Raw genomic sequence first — 17,841 nt, 5'->3', positions numbered from 1 at the left:
TCCCGGGTGGCCGTGCCGGGGGATGCCGGGGATGGTGGAACAAGGATCTTCGGCTGTTCGGTGAGGTGCGGCGGTGAGCGACAAGGCGAGTGTTCCGCGGATCGTGGTCGGGGTGGACGGTTCGGAGTCGTCCGAGGAAGCGCTGCGGTGGGCGGTCCGACAGGCCGCACTGGTCGGAGCCACGGTCGACGCGCTGATCGCCTGGGACTACCCCCGCGTCTACGGTTGGCCGGCCCCGACGGTCGAGACCTTCGACTACGAGGAGAACGCCCGCAAGGTGCTGGCCGAGACCATCAGCAAGGCCGTCGGCCCCGAACCTCCGGTCGAGATCAGCTCCCTGAGCATCCAGGGGGACCCGGCGACCGCGCTGCTGGACGCGGCACGCGGCGCGACCCTCCTGGTCGTGGGCAACCGAGGGCACGGCGGATTCACCGGGGCTCTCCTCGGATCCGTGAGCCAGCGCTGCGTCCACCACGCCCACTGTCCCGTCGTGATCGTCCGCGACACCAGCACCTGACGGACCCGTCCGGCGGGCCACACGGCGCACGGGCCTTCGGCACGACCGCCGTTGGGGCGTGGACGCGGAGGTCCCGTGCCGGGCCACGGACCCGGTGCGGGCTTCGACCGCCTCCGCCACCCCGGTTGACCGGCCCGCGCATCGGGGTAGTGAGCGTGCATGGACGAGATCCTGGTGGAAGAGAACTTCGCGCACATAGACGGCAGCGACATGAACGTCATCCTCGACCTGCTCGACGAGCTGAACCTCGAGGCCGAGCCCACCGCGCCACGCAGCAGCGGCAGGGGCCGCCGCTGGGAGCTGACCATGCACTGGCAGCCGGCCGGACCGATCCCGGAGAGCACCGACGCGGCGCTGCCCACCGCGGTCGCCAGGATCAGGGACCACTTCGTCACCACCGGGAAGCAGCCACCGTCAAGGGTTGCCGTGTACGACCGGGACGGACGGGTACTCCGGGCGTTCCAACTGGACGCCGGGTAACGGGTCCGCCACGGGACGGGGTGTTCGGGAAGCGTCAAGCGCGCGCAAGGGTTCCGTCAAGGCGAACGACGGCCGGGTCCCGCCCGGGAGCCCCCTGGCATAGCGTCAACGCCGGGCAGATGTTTCGTACAGGTGAACTGGCTGCCCAGTCCTCGCTGTTGACGTGTTGACAAGGGGGATCACGGTGACGACCTCACGCCTGTGCCCACCACCGCTCACCGGAGCGGTGGCCGCCGAGGCCGAGGACCTGCTGCGCCAACTCGCGGCCGAGGGGCACCTCCCGGCCGACGCCGCGGCGCAGCGGGTCAAGGAGATGACGGACGAGCTGACCGCGACGGGCACCTACCGGCAGAGCGCGGAGGAACTCCTCCACGGCGCCCGGATCGCCTGGCGGAACAATCCCCAGTGCGTCGGCAAGTTCTACTGGAAGGGGCTGGAGGTCCGGGACTGCCGCGAGGTCGGGGCCGACGGTGACGAGAGCGCCCTGTTCGAGGCTCTCGTGGACCACCTCCGACTCGCCTGGAACGGCGGCCGGGTCCGGCTGCTGCTGAGCGTCTTCGCACCGAGCAGGCCCGACCGGCCCGGCCCCCGGGTCTGGAACGGCCAGCTCATCCGCTACGCCGGCTACCGGCGGCACGACGGGTCCTTCGTGGGCGACCCCGAGACGGCGGACCTCACCGAGGCCGTCCGGCGGCTCGGTTGGCGCGGCGAGGGCACCGAGTACGACGTCCTGCCGCTGGTCATCCAGTGGCCGGGACGCGAACCCAGGTGGTTCGACCTGCCACCGGACGCCGTCCCCGAGGTGCGCGTCAGCCACCCCGACCACCCGTGGTTCGAACGGCTCGGCCTGCGCTGGCACGCCTTTCCCACCATCTCCGACCAGGTCCTGGAACTGGGCGGCCTGCGCTACCCCCTGGCACCGTTCAGCGCCTGGTACACCTGCACCGAGATCGGCGCCCGCAACCTGTCCGACACCAACCGCTACGACAAACTCCCCGCGGTCGCCCGAGGGATGGGCCTGGACACCGGCCGGGACCGCACCCTGTGGCGGGACCGCGCACTGCTGGAGCTCACCGCGGCCGTACTGCACTCCTACGACCAGGCCGGAGTCTCCATCATCGACCACCACTTCGCCACCAAGCAGTTCGTGCGGCACGAGGAGCGCGAGCACAGGAGTGGACGCGGCTGCCCGGCCGACTGGTCCGCCATCGTGCCGGCCACCAGCGGATCGACCACCCCGGTCTGGCAGCGACGGTACCTGCCCACCAGGGTGCTCCCCAACTTCTCCCCCCAGCCGGTGCCGTGGGCCTCCGGCGACGCCGAGGGGTGAGCGGATGCCGTTCGGCCCGTTCCCGGTACCGGCCCGGGCGGGCTGACAGTCGTCGGCGCGCCCTGCCCACCTCCCCGCGTGGGACCCGCTGTTGATCGATCCCGGGTGTTCGGCAACCACACCGGGCCCTCCACCCGCTCCACCCGCCAGTCGCGTGGGCGGGCCCGGCCCCCCTGCCGATCCAGAGGTCCAACCGGGGGCTGGGACTTCAGTCCGACACGCCCTGACGGTCCACCTCGCCCAACCATCGCGTCAGGGCCTCGCGCACCTCGTCCGGATCGGGGTCCTCGGCCGCCCACGCGGCATGACCGTCGGGCCGGACCAGTAGGGTCGGGCGCAGGCTGGTCGTCGGGGAGGCCGTCACCACTCGCCCCGCCCACGGCGCGGCAACCGCGGCGACATCGCGGCCCGCCAGCACGAACTTGCCCTCCCGCAACGCCTCGTAGAGCCGAGCCGGTTCCCCGGCCAGGCGGAGGTCCGGTACCCGGCGTCCCGTGAGCGGATGGGAGCCCCGGGGCGCGCGGTAGGCGATCCCGATGCCGGAGATGCCACGTGCCGCGCGCGCCTCCACCACCACCAACTGGTGCACGGCGGTGGCCAGCGCGGCCCGCAGCACGCGGACCAGGGACGACCCGCTGGTGACGGCCGTGAGGAGTGCGTGGCTGACGCGCAGGACCATGCGCCCCACCGGGTGGCGCTCCGCGTGGTAGCTGTCCAGCAGTGCGTCACCGGCCCAGCCGTGCAGGACGGCTGCCAGTTTCCAGCCCAGGTTGGCGGCGTCCTGGAGCCCGGTGTTCATGCCCATGCCACCGGCGGGCGAGTGGACGTGTGCGGCGTCGCCCGCGAGGAACACCCTTCCCTGCCGGTAGCGGGGCACCTGCCGCTCGTCGCTGTGGAAGCGGGAGAGCCAACGCGGATCGTGCATCCCCAGGTCTCTGCCGATCGTGCGCTTCGTGATGTCCCGGACGTCCTCCAGGGCGATCGGCGCATCGTCAGGCATCTGTCGGTGCCGGTCCCAGGCGATGATCCGGTACCAGCCGTCCCCGAACGGCGCGAAGAACGTGAAACCGTCTTCGTTCGAGCTGAAGTTGAAGACGGCGTCAGGGGCGCTGTCGAGCAGCACGTCGGCCAACATCACGGAGCTGATGGCCGCCTTGCCCGGGAACGGCATCCCCAGGCTCTGCCGGATCGTGCTGCGCGCCCCGTCCGCACCGACGACGTAACGGGCCCGGAGTGTGGCCGTGGTGCCGTCCGGATGGCGCACGTCCACGTCGACGCCGTCCGGGTCCTGTCGTAGCCCGGTGGCGCGAACCCCGCGGAGGATGGTGGTTCCCGCTTCCTCGGTCCGGCGCAGCAGGGCCCGCTCGACCTGCCACTGAGGAATGGTGAGGATGAAAGGAAAGCGCGTTCGGAGCCTGGAGAAGTCGATGCTGAGGCGGCCGAACGGGTGCAGCGCCCGGGTCGGCGTGCCGATGCGAAGCAGTTCGTCGGCCAGCCCCCGGGCGTCGAGCTGCTCCAGGCTCCGCGCGTGGAGGCTGAAAGCGCGGCTCAGGTCGGATTCGTGATCGCGTTGCTCCAACAGCGTGACATCGACTCCGGACTTGGCGAGGTCACCCGCAAGCAGGAGGCCGGTCGGACCGGCCCCGACCACCAGAACGTCCGTGTCCGGTGCCTCGTGTCGGCTCGGAGCGGCACTCGGTGACATGTCCGTTGTGCTCATGCCTTCGAGTGTCAACGTTGTTCGAGGGTGGTGCGCGGCGAGATGCCGCCGTCGGTGGAGGGCGGTCGCCGGTGCGCGAGCCGTGCGGCGAGCAGGTGTCGGACGGGGTCGGCGGACGTCCGGCCCGGCGGTGCTGCCGGGTCGTAGGCAGCGCCTGTGCGAGGCGGCACCCACCTCACGGCCACCCGGCCGCCGGTGGACGCGCTGCGCACCTGGATGGAACGCTTCATCGACTTCATGGCCGCCAAGCACCGCATGGCCGACGCGCTGGCCGTGGTGCTCACCGACGACAGCGAGAAGCTGCACACCCGCGCCCTGCTCGCCGACGCCGTCACCCACCTGCTCACCGCCGTGCGGGATCAGTCGGCGGCACGGCCAGGAGTCAACGCACAGGACGTACTGATGGCCCTCGGCGGGATCAGCCTCATGGCCGCCAGCGAGGAACAGTGCGACCTGGCCACCAGACTCATCGACCTGCTCCCGCACGGCATCGTGACGAGCTGATCGCACCTTCTCGGCCCCGTTCACGGCCACGACCGCCGCGGTCGTCGGGTCCGTACGGAACAGTGGCTCCCGCAGGATCTCCGCAGCGGGTGATCGCCGTGGGCTCCGGGGCCAGCCGAGCAGGACGCGCTGACGCAGGGGGCCGGCGCCTCGTCGACAGGTCGGCCCAGTCGGGCGTTCAGTCGGGCGGTTCAGTCGGGACGGGCCCCGGCTCCGGCGGCACCGGATCGGGCCGCTTCGGTCGGGGCGGTTCGGGCGGGGGCGTGGGAGTGCCAGGGGACGGCGGCGGGTCGGGCGGAACCGGTGCCCTGCGCGTCCCGGAAGGCTCCGGGGCCGCCGGGTCGGCAGGTGGCCGAGCCGCGCCCGGCCCTGCCGTCGGCGGGAAAGCCTGATCTGTCGTCATGCCTTCGCTCCTCTCGGTCGACGCGATTCGTCTGTCCGGAATCCGCTTCTCCACACCCGTTTGAGATGACGGATCGTGGTGAGACGTGGGGAGTGACCGCCTGGCCGCACGGTTCATCCCCCTGACCGTGTGGTCGTCCCCCCGGGACGGTCACGAGGCGGGCCCCGGAGCCGGTGCGACACGGCTCCGGGGCTGCCCCGGTGAGGACGACCGAGTGCCGGGCGAGGCGGTCAGCGCACGGTCACGGTGAACACGGGGGAGACGGTGTTTCCATTGACCATGCGCAGCTCGTTCACACCCTTCAGGCCGAGCTTCACGCCGAGCGAGTAGGCGCCGTTGCGGGCCGTGGGCGCGGAGGCGGGCAGCGCGACCCACTTGCCGTGCTGCTTCTGCTGCAGGGTGACCTTGCTGCCCGCCTTGAGGCCGGTGGTCGTGCCGGTGACGCGGAACTGCTGCCATGCCCGGACGGAAGACGCCGACGAGTGGGCGGTGATGCCGGCGTGGACGGCGGCGTGCTGCGTGGCGGGCGCGGGGTGGGCGGCCGGGGTGGCTGCCATGGCCGTGCCCGCCAGGCCGAGGGAGAGCACGCTGACGGTGGCCACGGCGGCGAGGCGCAGGGAGTTCTGCTTGGTGACGATCACGGGTGGACCCTTTCAGAGGAGGTGGTTGTCCGCCTCGAAGGCACGGTCGGCGCGATTCGGGCGGTGTCATGTGTAGGGACGCCCCGCCATGCGAATAGGTTGTGGGCGAATTGTCACTACCTCGTAACAGCCGGCACCGCCCCCGGACCTGATGCCCAGCTCGGTTCCGGCGCCCCGGCACGGCGGCCGGGCAGGGTGAGCACGCCGAGCAGAGCAGGGGGTACCAGCGGGGTGAGCGCGATCATCGCGCCACCTCCCGGGCGACGGGACCGGTCGGCGTTCAGCCACCCGTGTGCGACCTCGCCCGGCGGCGGGTGAGGCGCCAGATCCGATCCTCGCCGGTCTCGGCCGGGCGAGGCGCTCGGCGGGGCCGGGCGGGCTGCCGGTGCGGCTTCCGAGCGAGGTCGGTGCGGACGTGTTGGCGCCGTTCATCCGGCTCAGCGCAGGCCGAGGTAGGGCAGCCAGGCTCGTGAGGCGCCGTGGCCCGCGGTGAGCAGGGCGCACAGCGAGGCCGCCGCTCCTCGGATTTCCGCAATTCGTCCCACCTGAAAAACGGAGGGTTCAGGACTGCTGCCCGCCTGCGCCGTTGGGCGAAGCTCGCTGGTCGCTCCGCCCCCAGAAGGGCATGACGACGACCAGTCCCATCCTGCCGCACCGCCCGACCACCGAACTCACCACCGAGACAGCCGCGTTGATCGCGGACCGCGGCACGTTCCCGCTCCCCGTGTCCCACTTTCCGCAGGATCCCCGCACCTGCTGGCGCACATCGCACGGAGCTGGTGGATTTCTCGCTCCTTTCCGTCGCCCGGCGGTAGACCGGAGTCATTCCCCCTCCAGGCAAGGAAGGTGACACCCATGAACGTGATCGAGCGCCCCGTCGTGACCACCGAGTCGGGCAGCGTCCAGGGCACCGTCGAGGACGGCGTCGCCGCGTTCCGCGGCATCCCCTACGCGGCTTCGCCAGTGGAAGACCGGCGCTTCGCCGCCCCCGCGCGGCACCCGAAGTGGCCGGGCCTGCGCGACGCCGGCCGCCCCGGCCCCGCCGTCCCGCAGAACCCCTCCCGGCTCGAAGCGGTGATGGGACCCCGCACGCCCGACTGGAACGAGGACGGCTCGCTCACCCTGAACGTGTGGACCCCCCGCCAGCCGGCCGGCGGTTGCGCACCCCGCGCCCTGCCGGTCCTGGTGTGGTTCCACGGCGGCGGGTTCACCAGCGGATCGGGCAGCTGGGACTGGTACGACGGCCGCCACCTGGCCGCCGCCGGCGGCGGGATCGTCGTCGTCACCGCCAACTACCGCGTCGGCCCCCTCGGTTACCTCTACCTGCCGGAAATCGGCGTCGAGAACCTCGGCGTACGGGATCAGGCCGCCGTCCTCGCCTGGGTACGGCGCAACATCACCGCCTTCGGAGGGGACCCCGAGCACGTCACCGTCGGCGGCCAGTCCGCCGGGGCGTTCTCCGCCCTCTACCTCGCCGTCTCCCCGGTCACCGGTCCGCACATCGACCGCGTCATCACCCAGAGCGGCCCCTTCGGGCTCGCGCCGCAGACCCCCGAGGAGGCGGCCGACCACGCCCTGGCCTACCTCCGCCTCCTCGGCCTCGGTGGCAGCCGGGATCTCCGCACCGCGTTGCGCGCCGTCCCGGCCGGCCATCTCCTGGCCGCCTACCAGCAGCTCTCCCAGGACCTCTCCCGCCCGGGCAACGTCGCCCCACCGATGTACCCCGTCCTCGGCGCCGCCGGAATCCCCAGGACATGGCAACAGGCGCTCGCCGACGGCCGCCTGGACGGCAAACACCTGCTGACCGGCACGACCAGGAACGAGATGACCGCGTTCTTCGCGTTCGACCCGCGCATCCGCGCCATCACCACCGACCGGGCCCGCGCCCTCGTGGCCGGACAGCTCGACGGCGGCGCCGAGCGGTTCGACCGCGCCGCCACCCGGCTCCCGGGCGCGACACCGGGCGACGTCCTGACCGCACTCGAAACCGAGCTCGTCTTCCGGGACGGGACCCTCGCCATCGCCGACCACCACGCCGGGGCCGGCAACACGACCCACGTCTACCAGTTCGACTACGCCCCGGCCGACGACCCCGCACGCCTGGGTGCCACGCACTGCGTCGAACTCCCCTTCTTCTTCAACACCTTCACCGCCTACCCCGACAGCGCCATGCTCGGCGGGACCACCGCTGCCGTCCGCTCGCTCGGCGACGCCTTCTGCCGCGCGGCAGCGGCTTTCGTGGCCACCGGCCGACCGACCGCGGACCGGTGGCGCCCGTACGCGTCCGGCGACCCGACGACCGTCCGGCACTTCGCCTGACCCCCGCGCCGTCCCATCGCCCGCGCCCACGCCGACGGCTGCCACGACACCCGCCGCGTCCAAAAGCGCCTCGACCGGCTCAGCCGCGACGAGTAGCAGGCCGCGTACGAGGCCCAGCAGGCGGCCCCACTGCCCCGGTCAAGGCCAAGGGCGCCCGGGGCCAGGCCCGCCGCTGCTGCGGGCCCTCCCCCGAGGCGATCGCGGAGCTGACCGGTCTGCTCGCGCCGGGCCGCAGCCGACGCTGGGCACTGGCCCGATCCCGACCTCGAGGTCGGCCCGATCACGGCGGTCCACCATTCTCGCAACAGACCCTACTGCTGCCGCACCGCCTGCTCACGAAGGGCTTGGATGAGCGTCGTCACGTGGGGCCGGTCGCTCCGACTGATCGCGGCGACACCGATGTGCCGGATCGGTCCCGGTGGCCTGATCGGGACGGTGCGAAGGCCAGGGATCTCCGGGGCTAGCGCGATGGAGGGGATCAGGGAGATTCCCATGCCTGCGGCGACGAGCGAGCGGGCGAAGAAGTAGTCAGTGGTCGTGCCGCGCAATTCCGGAGCGAAGCCGGCGCGCTCAGCGTAGCGGCGCAGGTACGCCTCGGTCCTCAGGCAGCCGAGCACCCAGGGCTCGGCCGCCAGCTCGGCGAGGTCGAGCAGGTCGCTGCCGGCAAGCCGGTGGCTCTCCGGCAGGACGACGTACAGGGGGTCTTCCAGGAGTGGGGTCCACTCCAGGCCGGAGCTGGGGCCCGGCCCGACCGGCAGCGGGCCGTCGAAGTGGTAGGCGAGCGCGACGTCCACGGCGCCTTGGCGGACGAGCGGCAGGGTGTCCTCGGGCTCGCCCTCCCTGACGTGGAGCACGGTGCGGGGATTGGCCGCTAGGAGCCGGGGGAGGGCGCCGGGCAGCAGGAGCCGGCCGCCACTGGTGAAGGTGGCGACGGTGAGCTGTACGCGGCCCGAGCTGAGCTGGTCGACCTGTTGTCTTGCGTGTTCGAGCTCGGCGGCGACGGCCTCGGCGGCGCTGACCATGATCCGACCGGCCTGGGTGAGCGTGACGCCGCGGGTGCTGCGGGCGACGACCTGGGCGCCGAGGCTGCGCTCGAGGACGGCCACGTGCTGGGAAACGGCCGAGGGGGTGAGGTGCAGGGCAGCGGCGGCCTGGTTGAAGCTGCCGTGCTCCGCCACCGCCCGCAGGATGCGGAGCCGCTGCACATCGATCAACAGTTCACCTTGATGCGTATCCAGTAAGTCAGCACTTCTGCTGATGACGATAGGCCTCCAGGATCGGAGCATGCAAAGGATCTGCGTCATCGGCGGAAGCCGGTACTTTGGAAAGCTCCTGGTGAAGCGCCTTCAGACGGCGGGCCACCAGGTCACTGTGGTCAACCGCGGTTCCACCCAACCGCCCGCCGGTGTCGAGCACCTCGTCGTCAACCGCGATGACGAGGCCGCCCTGGCGACCGCGCTCGGCTCCCGCACCTTCGACGTGGTTGTCGATCAGGTCTGCTACACCCCGGTGCAGGCCGCTGTCGCCGCCCTCGCCTTCGCCGACCGCACCCGGCGCTACGTCATGACGTCCACGATCGAGGTCTACGACCCGGCGAGCGCCGCGCTGCCGGCTGTCCCGCCGGGCACGCCGGTGCCGGAGGAGATCGTGGATCCAGCCACCTGGCGGGTGGCCATGGACCTTCCCTGGCACGACGACGTGTACCGGGAGGCGCACTACGCCGAGGGCAAGCGTCAGGCGGAGGCCGTCCTCGCCAGCGCCGGCGGCTTCGAATTCGCCTCGGTGCGCAGCGCGCATGTACTGGGCGGCGGCCCGCAGGAGTTCACCGGCCGGCTCGCGCACTACGTCGAGCGCATCACCCGGGGCGAAGAGATCGCTGTGCACGCGAAGGCGCTGCCCACAGTGTTCATCCACTACCAGGAGCTGGCGGATCTGCTGCTGTGGGCGACCACGGCCAACTTCACCGGCCCGCTCAACGCCTGTTCCAACGACCCGCTCGACGTACACGGGCTCACCGCGATCATCGCCACGCAGGCCGGCCGGGAGCCCGTCCACCGGACCGTCCGAGCGGGCGAGGAGGCCTCGCCGTTCTCCTTCGACCGCCACTACGCCATGAGCAACGCCCGCGCCGAGGAGCTGGGCTTCTCCTTCTCCCGTACCACCGACTGGCTGCCCGGCGCCGTCGCCGAAGCCCTCACCGCCGAACCGTCACCCACCGTCTGAGGAAAGGAGCCATCATGCGGTACCGCACCATCGCGGGCACCACCGTCAGCGCCATCGGCTTGGGCGCCATGCCGCTGTCCATCGAGCACCGTCCGGACGAGAGGCGGGCCGTCGCCACCATCCACGCCGCCCTCGACGCGGGTGTCACATTCATCGACACCGCCGACAGCTACCACTGGCACGCCGGCGAAGTCGGCCACAACGAGCTGCTGATCGCCCGTGCCCTGGCCCACTACGGCGGCGACACTTCCGACATCCTGGTCGCCACCAAGGGCGGCCGCGGCCGCCCCGGCGACGGCGGCTGGACCGTCACCGCTACCCCGGCACATCTCAAGCAAGCTGCCGAGGCCTCCGCCAAGCGCCTGGCCGTCGACGCGATCGGCCTGTACCAGCTGCACAAGCCGGACCCCGCCGTGCCCTGGGCGGAATCCGTCGGCGCGCTGCGCGAGCTGCTCGACGCCGGCACGATCCGCGCCGCCGGCATCTCCAACGTCACCACCGACCAGATCCGCGAAGCACGTGCGATCCTCGGCGACGGACTCGTCTCCGTGCAGAACCAGTACTCGCCGGCGGTCCGCGACAGTGAGGCGGAGCTGCGGCTGAGCGCGGAGCTGGGTCTGGCGTTTCTGCCCTGGAGCCCGCTGGGCGGCATCTCGCGCAGCTCCCTCGACGGCCCCTCCGGCCCCACCTCCGTCAGCACCGCCTTCCACCGCGTTGCGGACGGCCGCGGCGTCAGCCCGCAGCAGGTCGCCCTGGCATGGCTGCTCGCCCGCTCCCCGGCAGTGATCCCGGTACCGGGAGCCAGCCGTCCGGCCTCCATCACCGACTCGGCCGCTGCCACGGACCTCGAGCTGAGCACGGAGGAGCTGACGCAGCTCGAGGACGGTCTACTCGGGTGACCGTCTCCAGCGGAACGTTCCGTAGGGGTTGATCTCCGACCAGAACAAGGCGGTCAGGCCGCTCCGGTCCTCGCCCGGGCCCGTGAGGGAGCCGTCATCGCCGTGGTGGAGCACGGTGTTCGCGCTGTTCCGGTTCTCCCCGACCGGGAGCCGGCCGTGGCTCTCGCGACACAAGCCCGGAGTGCACAGTAGCCCGGAAGTCCATGGCTTCACAGGACAGTTGACGCATCCCGAGCCCCCGGCGCGGTCGGCCCCGTCGGCCTGCTTCCCGCCGGCGTGACGCGTAGGCCGAGCAGGAAGCCGCGGTGCGCGAGGAGGGGCGGCTGTCCGACCAGGGCGCAGCATCCGTGGGCTGCGAGGTCGGTCCCAGGTGCGGGCTGCCGGCGTGCGGCAGCCCGCATCCGTTCACTTCGCGGCTTCCTTGAGCTTCGACCCGGCGCTGACCTTCGCGCTGTAGCCGGCCTCGATCTGGATCGGCTCACCGGTCTGCGGGTTGCGCGCGGTGCGGGCCGCCCGGTGGGTGCGCTCGATCGTCAGGAAGCCGGGGATCGTCAGCTTCTCGTCGCCCTTGAAGACGATCTCGCCGGCGATCTCGGCGAACGCCGTCAGGACGGCGTCGGCGTCCTTCCTCGCCACCTGGGCACGGTCGGCCAGAGCAACCAGAAGTTCACTGCGGTTCATTTCGCGCGCTTTCGGTCAAGGGACATGATGCTCCGCATGCTGCCAGACGAGTCCGCCATCGGTTCCATCAGACGCGGACGACGCGCCGTGGCTATCTCTCCCCGGTCGTCGGTGGTCGGGGTACCACAGCCGCGAAGCAGGACAGCCGCGGGGGCGCCCGCCGACCGCGGCCGGCAACCGGTCAGCCTTCCCGGGGTGCGCCCGCCGGGACGGTGTTCAGGCGCGCACCGCGAACTGACGCACCGTCAGCTCTGGCCGGTGCCGGGCGGCGCGTTCGCCATCGTCGGCGCCGGCCGGTGTCGGGACGTCCCTGCGCGCGGCGGGTTCGAACCGGCGCGGACGGCGCACTGGGGGGTGGACACGCCGTGGCAGTGACCCCTTCGGACTCCGCGCGCTCTACCGATGGCCACTGGCCGCAGCAATGATGAGCTGACCGCAGGTGATCCAGGCGACTGCGCGCACCTGCCCCCTGGCAGCTGGACATGCGGTGGAAGGAGTCCACGGTGTTGCTTCTCATCTCCCCGGACAGCGTCGAGGAGGCCCTCGACTGCGCGAAGGCGGCGGAGTACCTCGACATCGTCGATGTCAAGAAGCCCGACGAGGGCTCGCTCGGCGCGAACTTCCCGTGGGTCATCAAGGAGATCCGCAACGCGGTCCCGGCGGACAAGCCGGTGTCCGCCACCGTGGGAGACGTGCCGTACAAGCCCGGCACGGTGGCCCAGGCGGCGCTCGGTGCCGCCGTCTCCGGAGCCACGTACATCAAGGTCGGCCTCTACGGATGCACCACGCCCGACCAGGCCATCGAGGTCATGCGAGGGGTCGTCCGGGCGGTGAAGGACTACCGGCCGGACGCGTTGGTCGTCGCCTCGGGCTACGCGGACGCCCACCGGATCGGCTGCGTCAACCCACTCGCACTGCCCGACATCGCCCTCCGCTCGGGGTCCGACGCGGCCATGCTCGACACCGCGGTCAAGGACGGGACACGGCTGTTCGACCACGTTCCGCCGGACGTCTGCGCGGAGTTCGTCCGGCTGGCCCACGAGGCCGGTCTGCTCGCCGCCCTCGCGGGCAGTGTCAAGGTGGGAGACCTCGGCGCGCTGACCCGCATCGGCACGGACATCGTGGGGGTGCGCGGCGCGGTCTGTGAGGGCGGCGACCGCACCACCGGGCGGATTCAGCCACAGCTGGTGGCCGCCTTCCGGGCTGACATGGACCGGCACGCCCGCGAGTACGCGGCTGCCGTCGCCGCCGCGAGCTGACCGCCGGCATGGCGACACCTCAGCCCCGTCGCGTGCCCGGGAACCGCGGCGAGCACTTCGCCGTCCTCGATCCGGCCACGGGCGAAGCCTTCGGCGAGGCTCCCGACCAGCAACCGGAGGAGTTGGACGCCACCGTCGGCCGGGCCCAGGAGGCCTGGCACGGCTGGCGGGCCAACCCCGCCGCCCGCACCACCGCGCTGCTCGCGGCAGCCGACGCCGTGGAGGCGGCCGGGTCCGAGCTCGCTCCGCTGCTCACCCGTGAACAGGGCAAACCCCTGGCCGAGTCGTACGCGGAGATCGCCCGCACAGCGGCCCGCCTGCGCTACTTCGCTCGGCTGGACCCCTGCCCCCAGCCGATCAGCGACGGCCGGCCGGTGCGCGGCGAGGTCCGCTGGCGGCCGCTCGGGCCCGTCGCCGCGATCGTCCCGTGGAACTTTCCCCTCCAACTCGCGTCGGCGAAGTTCGCGCCCGCGCTCGCCGCGGGCAACACGATGGTGCTCAAGCCCTCGCCGTTCACCCCCCTCGCCACACGGCTGCTGGGGTCCGTCATCTCCACCGCGCTCCCCGAGCACGTACTGACGATCGTCACCGGTCACGAACCCCTCGGTGCCCGTCTCGCGTCCCATCCGGGGATCCGCCACGTCACCTTCACCGGTTCGGTTCCCACCGGGCGGGCCGTCGCGCGGGGCGCGGCGGCCTCGCTCGCCCGGGTCACCCTGGAGCTGGGTGGTAATGACGCCGCCATCCTGCTGGAGGACGTGGACGTGGAGCGGATCGCGGACCGGCTGTTCTGGGCGGCGTTCCGTAACTGCGGACAGGTCTGCATGGCGGTCAAGCGCGTCTACGCCCCGGCCCGGCTCTACTCCCAGGTGGTCGAGGCCCTCGCGCAGCGTGCGAAGACCACCGTCGTCGGAGCCGGGCTCGACCCGGGCTCGCAGCTGGGGCCGGTCAACAACGCCCCCCAGCTGGCCCGGGTCGAGCGCTACACGGCCCAGGCCCTGGCAGACGGCGCCCGAGCCGTGGCCGGCGGCCACCGGCTGGACCGACCGGGCTACTTCTTCGCCCCGACGATCCTGGCCGATGTCCCTCCCGACAGCCCGGTGGTGACGGAGGAGCAGTTCGGTCCGGTCCTGCCGGTGGTGCCGTACGGGAGCCTCGACGAGGCCGTCGCGGCGGCCAACGACACCGGCTTCGGGCTGGGCGGCTCGGTGTGGGGGACCGACCTCGACCGGGCCGAGGCGGCGGCCGACCGGCTGGAGTGCGGGACGGTGTGGATCAACCACCACGCCGAACTCTCCCTCGCCCAGCCCTTCGCCGGCACCAAGGAGAGCGGTGTCGGCGTCGCGGGCGGGCCGTGGGGCTTCTACGGGAACCTCAGGCCGTTCGTCGTGCACCGTCCGGAGGAAGCGTGACCATGAGGTTCGGCGCGGCGGTACTGCGCTCCCCCGAGGGCCGGTTCGCCGTCGAGGAGGTGCTCCTGCACGCGGGGCCGGCCGACGGCGAGATCCTGGTCAGGATCGCGGGCTGCGGGATGTGCCGGACTGACCTGGCGGTCCGGCGTTCGGCAGGCCGCTCCCCACTGCCGGCGGTGCTCGGCCACGAGGGGGCCGGGGTCGTAGTGGGGACGGGCGGTCCGGACACCGGCCTGTGCGTCGGTGACCACGTCGTACTGAGCTTCGACTCCTGCGGACACTGCCGGAACTGCATGGGCGCGGCTCCCGCCTACTGTGACTCCTTCGCCTCGCTCAACCTGTTCGGAGGGCGCGAGGAGAACGCGGCACGGTTCACCGACGCGGCCGGGGGCGAACTGGCCCCCCGGTGGTTCGGCCAGTCCTCGTTCGCCGAGTACGCGCTGGTCCCGGCCCGCAATGCCGTCCGGGTCGATCCCGCACTGCCCATCGACCTGCTCGGACCGCTCGGCTGCGGCTTCCTCACCGGCGCCGGGGCGGTCTTGAACGCCTTCGGCGCCGGCCCCGGTGACACCATCGCGGTCTTCGGCGCGGGAGCCGTGGGTCTGGCCGCGGTGATGGCGGCCACCGCCGCCGGGGCGGTGACCGTGGCCGTCGACCGGCACCCCGAACGACTGGACCTCGCCGAGCGGTTCCGCGCGATCCCGCTGCACGCCGGGTCGGCCGGCCTGCCCGACCGCATCCGGCGACTGACCGACGGCGGCGCGCAGTACACGCTGGACACCACGGGCTCCGCACCACTGATCAACGACGCACTCCGGGCCCTGCGCCCGACCGGCCACCTCGGCCTGGTGGCACGGCTCCACACCACGCTGCCGATCGAACCGGGGTCACTGGACCGGGGCCGGAGGATCTCCCACATCTGTGAGGGGGACGCGGTGCCAGGACTGCTGATTCCGCGGCTGACCGGGCTCTGGCAGGCCGGGCGGTTCCCCTTCGACCAGCTGATCCGTACGTACCCGCTCGCCGACATCAACGAGGCCGAGCGTGACTGCGAGGCGGGCCGCGTGGTCAAACCCGTCCTGGTTCCGGAGGAGTGGAGCCGTCGAGCGGAGCTCCCAACGCCGCCGCCCCTCTGATCGACCCCGGTCCGGGTGTTACGGCCGGGGCTTGTTCGCGAACACCCACCGGTTGCCCGCCAGCGCGTCGTTCTGTTCGGGCAGCGGGCCGCGTCCGTGCCGACGGGTGAAGTCGAAGGGGGTGTGGACCGACGTGGACCAGCCCTTGCTCGCCAGACCACCTGCGGAGTCGGGCCGCGGCTCGCGGACGAAGAGGTCGAGCAGGTCGATGCCGATCTGGTGTTTCGTCGAGGTGTAGAGCGGGCTGTCGCGGTGCTCCAGCAAGTCCCTGTCGAGCTTGACCTCGAACGCCAGAGCGCTTCCCGCCGTGCTCAACCGGTCCACCGTGTCGATGAGTTGCGTCTCGGCGGCGTTGGGCAGGTAGAACAGCAACCCCTCGGCCAGCCAGACGCTCGGTGCGGCCTTGTCGAAGCCGGCGTCGGTCAGCGCTCCGACCCAGTCGGCGCGCAGATCGACCGGGATCGGCACGCGCGCCGCCTTCGGAGTGGCCGACAGCCCACCGAGCACCTCGTGCTTGAACGCCAGCACGCCTTCCCTGTCGATCTCGAAGATCACGCAGCCGGGAGGCCAGTCGAGTCGGAACGCCCGCGTGTCCAACCCCGCCCCGAGCAGGACCACTTGGCGGGCACCCTCGTGCACCGACCGGAGGAGGAAGTCGTCGAGGACCCTCGTCCGCAGACCGAAGTACCGCGCGAATCGCCCCCACAGCGGGTTCGCGTCCCCGTCCGGAACCTGTTGCATGCGGACCGGCCAGCCCGCGGACGCCGGTGCGGCGCGCACGAAGTGCTCGGCGTAGACGTCCCGCGCCAGGCTGTCGTGGCGGTGGGTCTCGATCGCCCGTGCCGCGGCGACCAGGAGGGCGGTCAGACCGACGCCCCCTTCCACACCGTCCACACCGGTGTTCCGATGCGCCGTGCCGACCATGTGTCCTCCCTTGGAGCGAGTGGGGACCACGAACAGCGAGGAGTGCGAGTGGTGGATCCGCGGTGAACGCACGACGCCGATTCCGGCGAAGTGCGGTTCGGTGATCCGGCCCGAGACCCTTTTGAGCGGCGGGGCCCGTGTCCAGGCTGCCGTGCTCCCACCGAGGTGGTCACCCGGAATGCCTGCCGGACGTCCCGCAGCCTCCTCACTATCCAGCCGACGGTCGCCACCCGCGCGAAAAACCAACTCGGTTCCCCCGAACAGGTGAATCTCGCCGATATGCCCCGCCCAAAGCCACGAAGTGTGCCGCATCCGGCCTCGCGCTCGGCGTGCGGTGGATCAGCGTGCCTCCTCCAGGCGGCGGCCCGGGGGTGGCGCACTCGATGTCCCGCCACCCAAGTGCACCGCCCCAGGCCGGCGGCGGCAACGCTGCTGTGGACCGCTACGGGGTCCGATGGCCGAAAGAGCGCCGCGACGGCGATGACCCGTGGACATGACAAGGGGATCGGTGGGATGGTCGGCCCGGCGCCGGCTCGAAGCAGCGCCAAGTGGCCTACCCGGTGGACCGCTTCGTGCTTCCCACCCGTATCGGAGGAAGAACTCCATGACGTACCGTCTCCTGGCCGGCGCGGTGGCGGGAGCCGCCCTCACCGCGACCGTCCTGCTGGCAGCTCCGGCCGCACAGGCGGCTCCTGCCGCCACACCCCCGGTGAACTGCGGCAACGTCTACATCGGCACAGCCGGGAACCAGCAGTTCCTGCACGCGGCCTGTTCTCCCGTCACCGCACACAGCTGGTCCCTGGTCGTGCAGTGCTCGAACAACCTGACCTACAGCGCCGGCCCCTACACCACCTTCGAGGACGTCTCGGTGTACTGCCCGGCCGGCACCACGGTCACCAACGGCTGGTACACCTACTCGTAACGGCGAGCGCCAGCAGCCGGGCGCGATCTGCTCGCCGGCCGTCATGTCCCGTCTCGGGCCGTCCCCTGCGCCGCCGTGCGGCTCCGGCCGAGCAGCCCCGCCACCGACAGGGCTCCCCAGCCGATCGAGACCGCCAGTGCCGCCCGGCGGTGGCGGGCCGTGGGCAGGGTACGGGACAGCAACGCGGCGTCGCCGAAGTCCGCGGCGATCCGCAGCAGGGCGGCGGTGCGCAGGCTCCGGTCGTCGGGAGCCAGGGCCATGGCCGCACCGCAAGCGGCATCCCGCAGGCCGAGCGGCCGCAGCGCGGTCGCGACCTCCGGTGCGCCACCGTCGGGGCCGAGCAGGCCGGACGGCCGAGCGAGCAGGTCCGGGCGCACGGTGACGGCGATGCCGTAGAGGGCGGTGGCGGCTCCGGTCGCGCGTAGCAGCAGGCGGTTCACCGGTCTCCTTCGGGGTCGGTGGACTGGGGCC

The 17,841-nt window shown here is 72.1% G+C and carries 17 protein-coding genes; 11 read left to right on the top strand and 6 right to left on the bottom strand.

The window, feature by feature from the left end; all coding sequences use genetic code 11:
* The first annotated feature begins 73 nt into the window (after window positions 1–73).
* From ACIGXM_RS15120 to ACIGXM_RS15110, 3 genes are all read left to right on the top strand, one after another.
* Window positions 74–517, top strand: coding sequence for a universal stress protein (locus ACIGXM_RS15120; protein ID WP_396560829.1), 444 nt, complete (start codon window positions 74–76; stop codon window positions 515–517).
* Window positions 518–676: 159 nt separating this feature from the next.
* Window positions 677–997 (top strand): hypothetical protein, encoded by a 321-nt coding sequence (locus ACIGXM_RS15115; RefSeq protein WP_396560828.1) that lies wholly within the window; start codon window positions 677–679, stop codon window positions 995–997.
* 184 nt (window positions 998–1,181) lie between these two features.
* Window positions 1,182–2,327, top strand: a complete 1,146-nt coding sequence (locus ACIGXM_RS15110; protein ID WP_396560826.1) for a nitric oxide synthase oxygenase — start codon at window positions 1,182–1,184, stop codon at window positions 2,325–2,327.
* 208 nt (window positions 2,328–2,535) lie between these two features.
* On the opposite strand, the gene ACIGXM_RS15105 is transcribed toward ACIGXM_RS15110, so the two are convergent.
* Window positions 2,536–4,047 (bottom strand): FAD-dependent monooxygenase, encoded by a 1,512-nt coding sequence (locus ACIGXM_RS15105; protein WP_396560824.1) that lies wholly within the window; start codon window positions 4,045–4,047, stop codon window positions 2,536–2,538.
* Between the two features lie 156 nt (window positions 4,048–4,203).
* On the opposite strand from ACIGXM_RS15105, the gene ACIGXM_RS15100 reads away from it, so the two are divergent.
* Window positions 4,204–4,551 (top strand): hypothetical protein, encoded by a 348-nt coding sequence (locus tag ACIGXM_RS15100; protein ID WP_396560822.1) that lies wholly within the window; start codon window positions 4,204–4,206, stop codon window positions 4,549–4,551.
* Window positions 4,552–5,184: 633 nt separating this feature from the next.
* Here the strand turns inward: ACIGXM_RS15100 and ACIGXM_RS15095 are convergent.
* The gene (locus ACIGXM_RS15095) at window positions 5,185–5,595 is read right to left on the bottom strand and encodes a hypothetical protein (protein ID WP_396560820.1); all 411 of its coding nucleotides are present in this window, start codon (window positions 5,593–5,595) and stop codon (window positions 5,185–5,187) included.
* Window positions 5,596–6,450: 855 nt separating this feature from the next.
* Here ACIGXM_RS15095 and ACIGXM_RS15090 point away from each other — a divergent pair.
* Window positions 6,451–7,914 (top strand): carboxylesterase/lipase family protein, encoded by a 1,464-nt coding sequence (locus ACIGXM_RS15090; RefSeq protein WP_396560819.1) that lies wholly within the window; start codon window positions 6,451–6,453, stop codon window positions 7,912–7,914.
* 311 nt (window positions 7,915–8,225) lie between these two features.
* Here ACIGXM_RS15090 and ACIGXM_RS15085 read toward each other — a convergent pair whose 3' ends face one another.
* Window positions 8,226–9,128 (bottom strand): LysR family transcriptional regulator, encoded by a 903-nt coding sequence (locus ACIGXM_RS15085; protein ID WP_396560817.1) that lies wholly within the window; start codon window positions 9,126–9,128, stop codon window positions 8,226–8,228.
* 70 nt (window positions 9,129–9,198) lie between these two features.
* Between ACIGXM_RS15085 and ACIGXM_RS15080 the strand changes: the two genes are divergently transcribed.
* Both ACIGXM_RS15080 and ACIGXM_RS15075 read left to right on the top strand, forming a co-directional pair.
* Entirely contained in the window at window positions 9,199–10,137 is a 939-nt protein-coding gene (locus ACIGXM_RS15080) for an NAD-dependent epimerase/dehydratase family protein (RefSeq protein WP_396560815.1), read from the top strand.
* Between the two features lie 14 nt (window positions 10,138–10,151).
* A complete protein-coding gene (locus ACIGXM_RS15075; protein ID WP_396560813.1) occupies window positions 10,152–11,036 on the top strand; it encodes an aldo/keto reductase in 885 nt (294 codons plus the stop codon).
* Window positions 11,037–11,441: 405 nt separating this feature from the next.
* Here ACIGXM_RS15075 and ACIGXM_RS15070 read toward each other — a convergent pair whose 3' ends face one another.
* Window positions 11,442–11,717, bottom strand: a complete 276-nt coding sequence (locus ACIGXM_RS15070) for an HU family DNA-binding protein (protein WP_396560811.1) — start codon at window positions 11,715–11,717, stop codon at window positions 11,442–11,444.
* A gap of 482 nt (window positions 11,718–12,199) precedes the next feature.
* Between ACIGXM_RS15070 and ACIGXM_RS15065 the strand changes: the two genes are divergently transcribed.
* From ACIGXM_RS15065 to ACIGXM_RS15055, 3 genes are read left to right on the top strand one after another with little or no spacing between them, the layout of a single operon-like run.
* Window positions 12,200–12,976 (top strand): (5-formylfuran-3-yl)methyl phosphate synthase, encoded by a 777-nt coding sequence (locus ACIGXM_RS15065; protein WP_396560809.1) that lies wholly within the window; start codon window positions 12,200–12,202, stop codon window positions 12,974–12,976.
* 8 nt (window positions 12,977–12,984) lie between these two features.
* Window positions 12,985–14,388 carry an aldehyde dehydrogenase family protein gene (locus ACIGXM_RS15060; RefSeq protein ID WP_396560807.1) on the top strand — a complete coding sequence of 468 codons (1,404 nt, stop codon included), beginning with the start codon at window positions 12,985–12,987 and terminating at the stop codon, window positions 14,386–14,388.
* A 2-nt stretch (window positions 14,389–14,390) separates the two neighbouring features.
* A complete protein-coding gene (locus ACIGXM_RS15055) occupies window positions 14,391–15,524 on the top strand; it encodes an NAD(P)-dependent alcohol dehydrogenase (RefSeq protein ID WP_396560805.1) in 1,134 nt (377 codons plus the stop codon).
* An 18-nt stretch (window positions 15,525–15,542) separates the two neighbouring features.
* On the opposite strand, the gene ACIGXM_RS15050 is transcribed toward ACIGXM_RS15055, so the two are convergent.
* Entirely contained in the window at window positions 15,543–16,448 is a 906-nt protein-coding gene (locus ACIGXM_RS15050) for a class I SAM-dependent methyltransferase (RefSeq protein ID WP_396561261.1), read from the bottom strand.
* A gap of 604 nt (window positions 16,449–17,052) precedes the next feature.
* On the opposite strand from ACIGXM_RS15050, the gene ACIGXM_RS15045 reads away from it, so the two are divergent.
* Window positions 17,053–17,370 (top strand): hypothetical protein, encoded by a 318-nt coding sequence (locus ACIGXM_RS15045; protein WP_396560803.1) that lies wholly within the window; start codon window positions 17,053–17,055, stop codon window positions 17,368–17,370.
* Between the two features lie 41 nt (window positions 17,371–17,411).
* Here ACIGXM_RS15045 and ACIGXM_RS15040 read toward each other — a convergent pair whose 3' ends face one another.
* Window positions 17,412–17,810: a hypothetical protein gene (locus ACIGXM_RS15040; RefSeq protein WP_396560802.1), complete on the bottom strand. Its 399-nt coding sequence runs from the start codon at window positions 17,808–17,810 to the stop codon at window positions 17,412–17,414.
* Between the last annotated feature and the right edge of the window lie 31 nt (window positions 17,811–17,841).

The organism is Kitasatospora sp. NPDC052896, from assembly GCF_044547075.1.
GTDB lineage: Bacteria > Actinomycetota > Actinomycetes > Streptomycetales > Streptomycetaceae > Kitasatospora.
The sequence above is the reverse complement of the archived record's forward strand: the minus strand, read 5'-3'. Positions and strand labels throughout refer to the sequence as shown.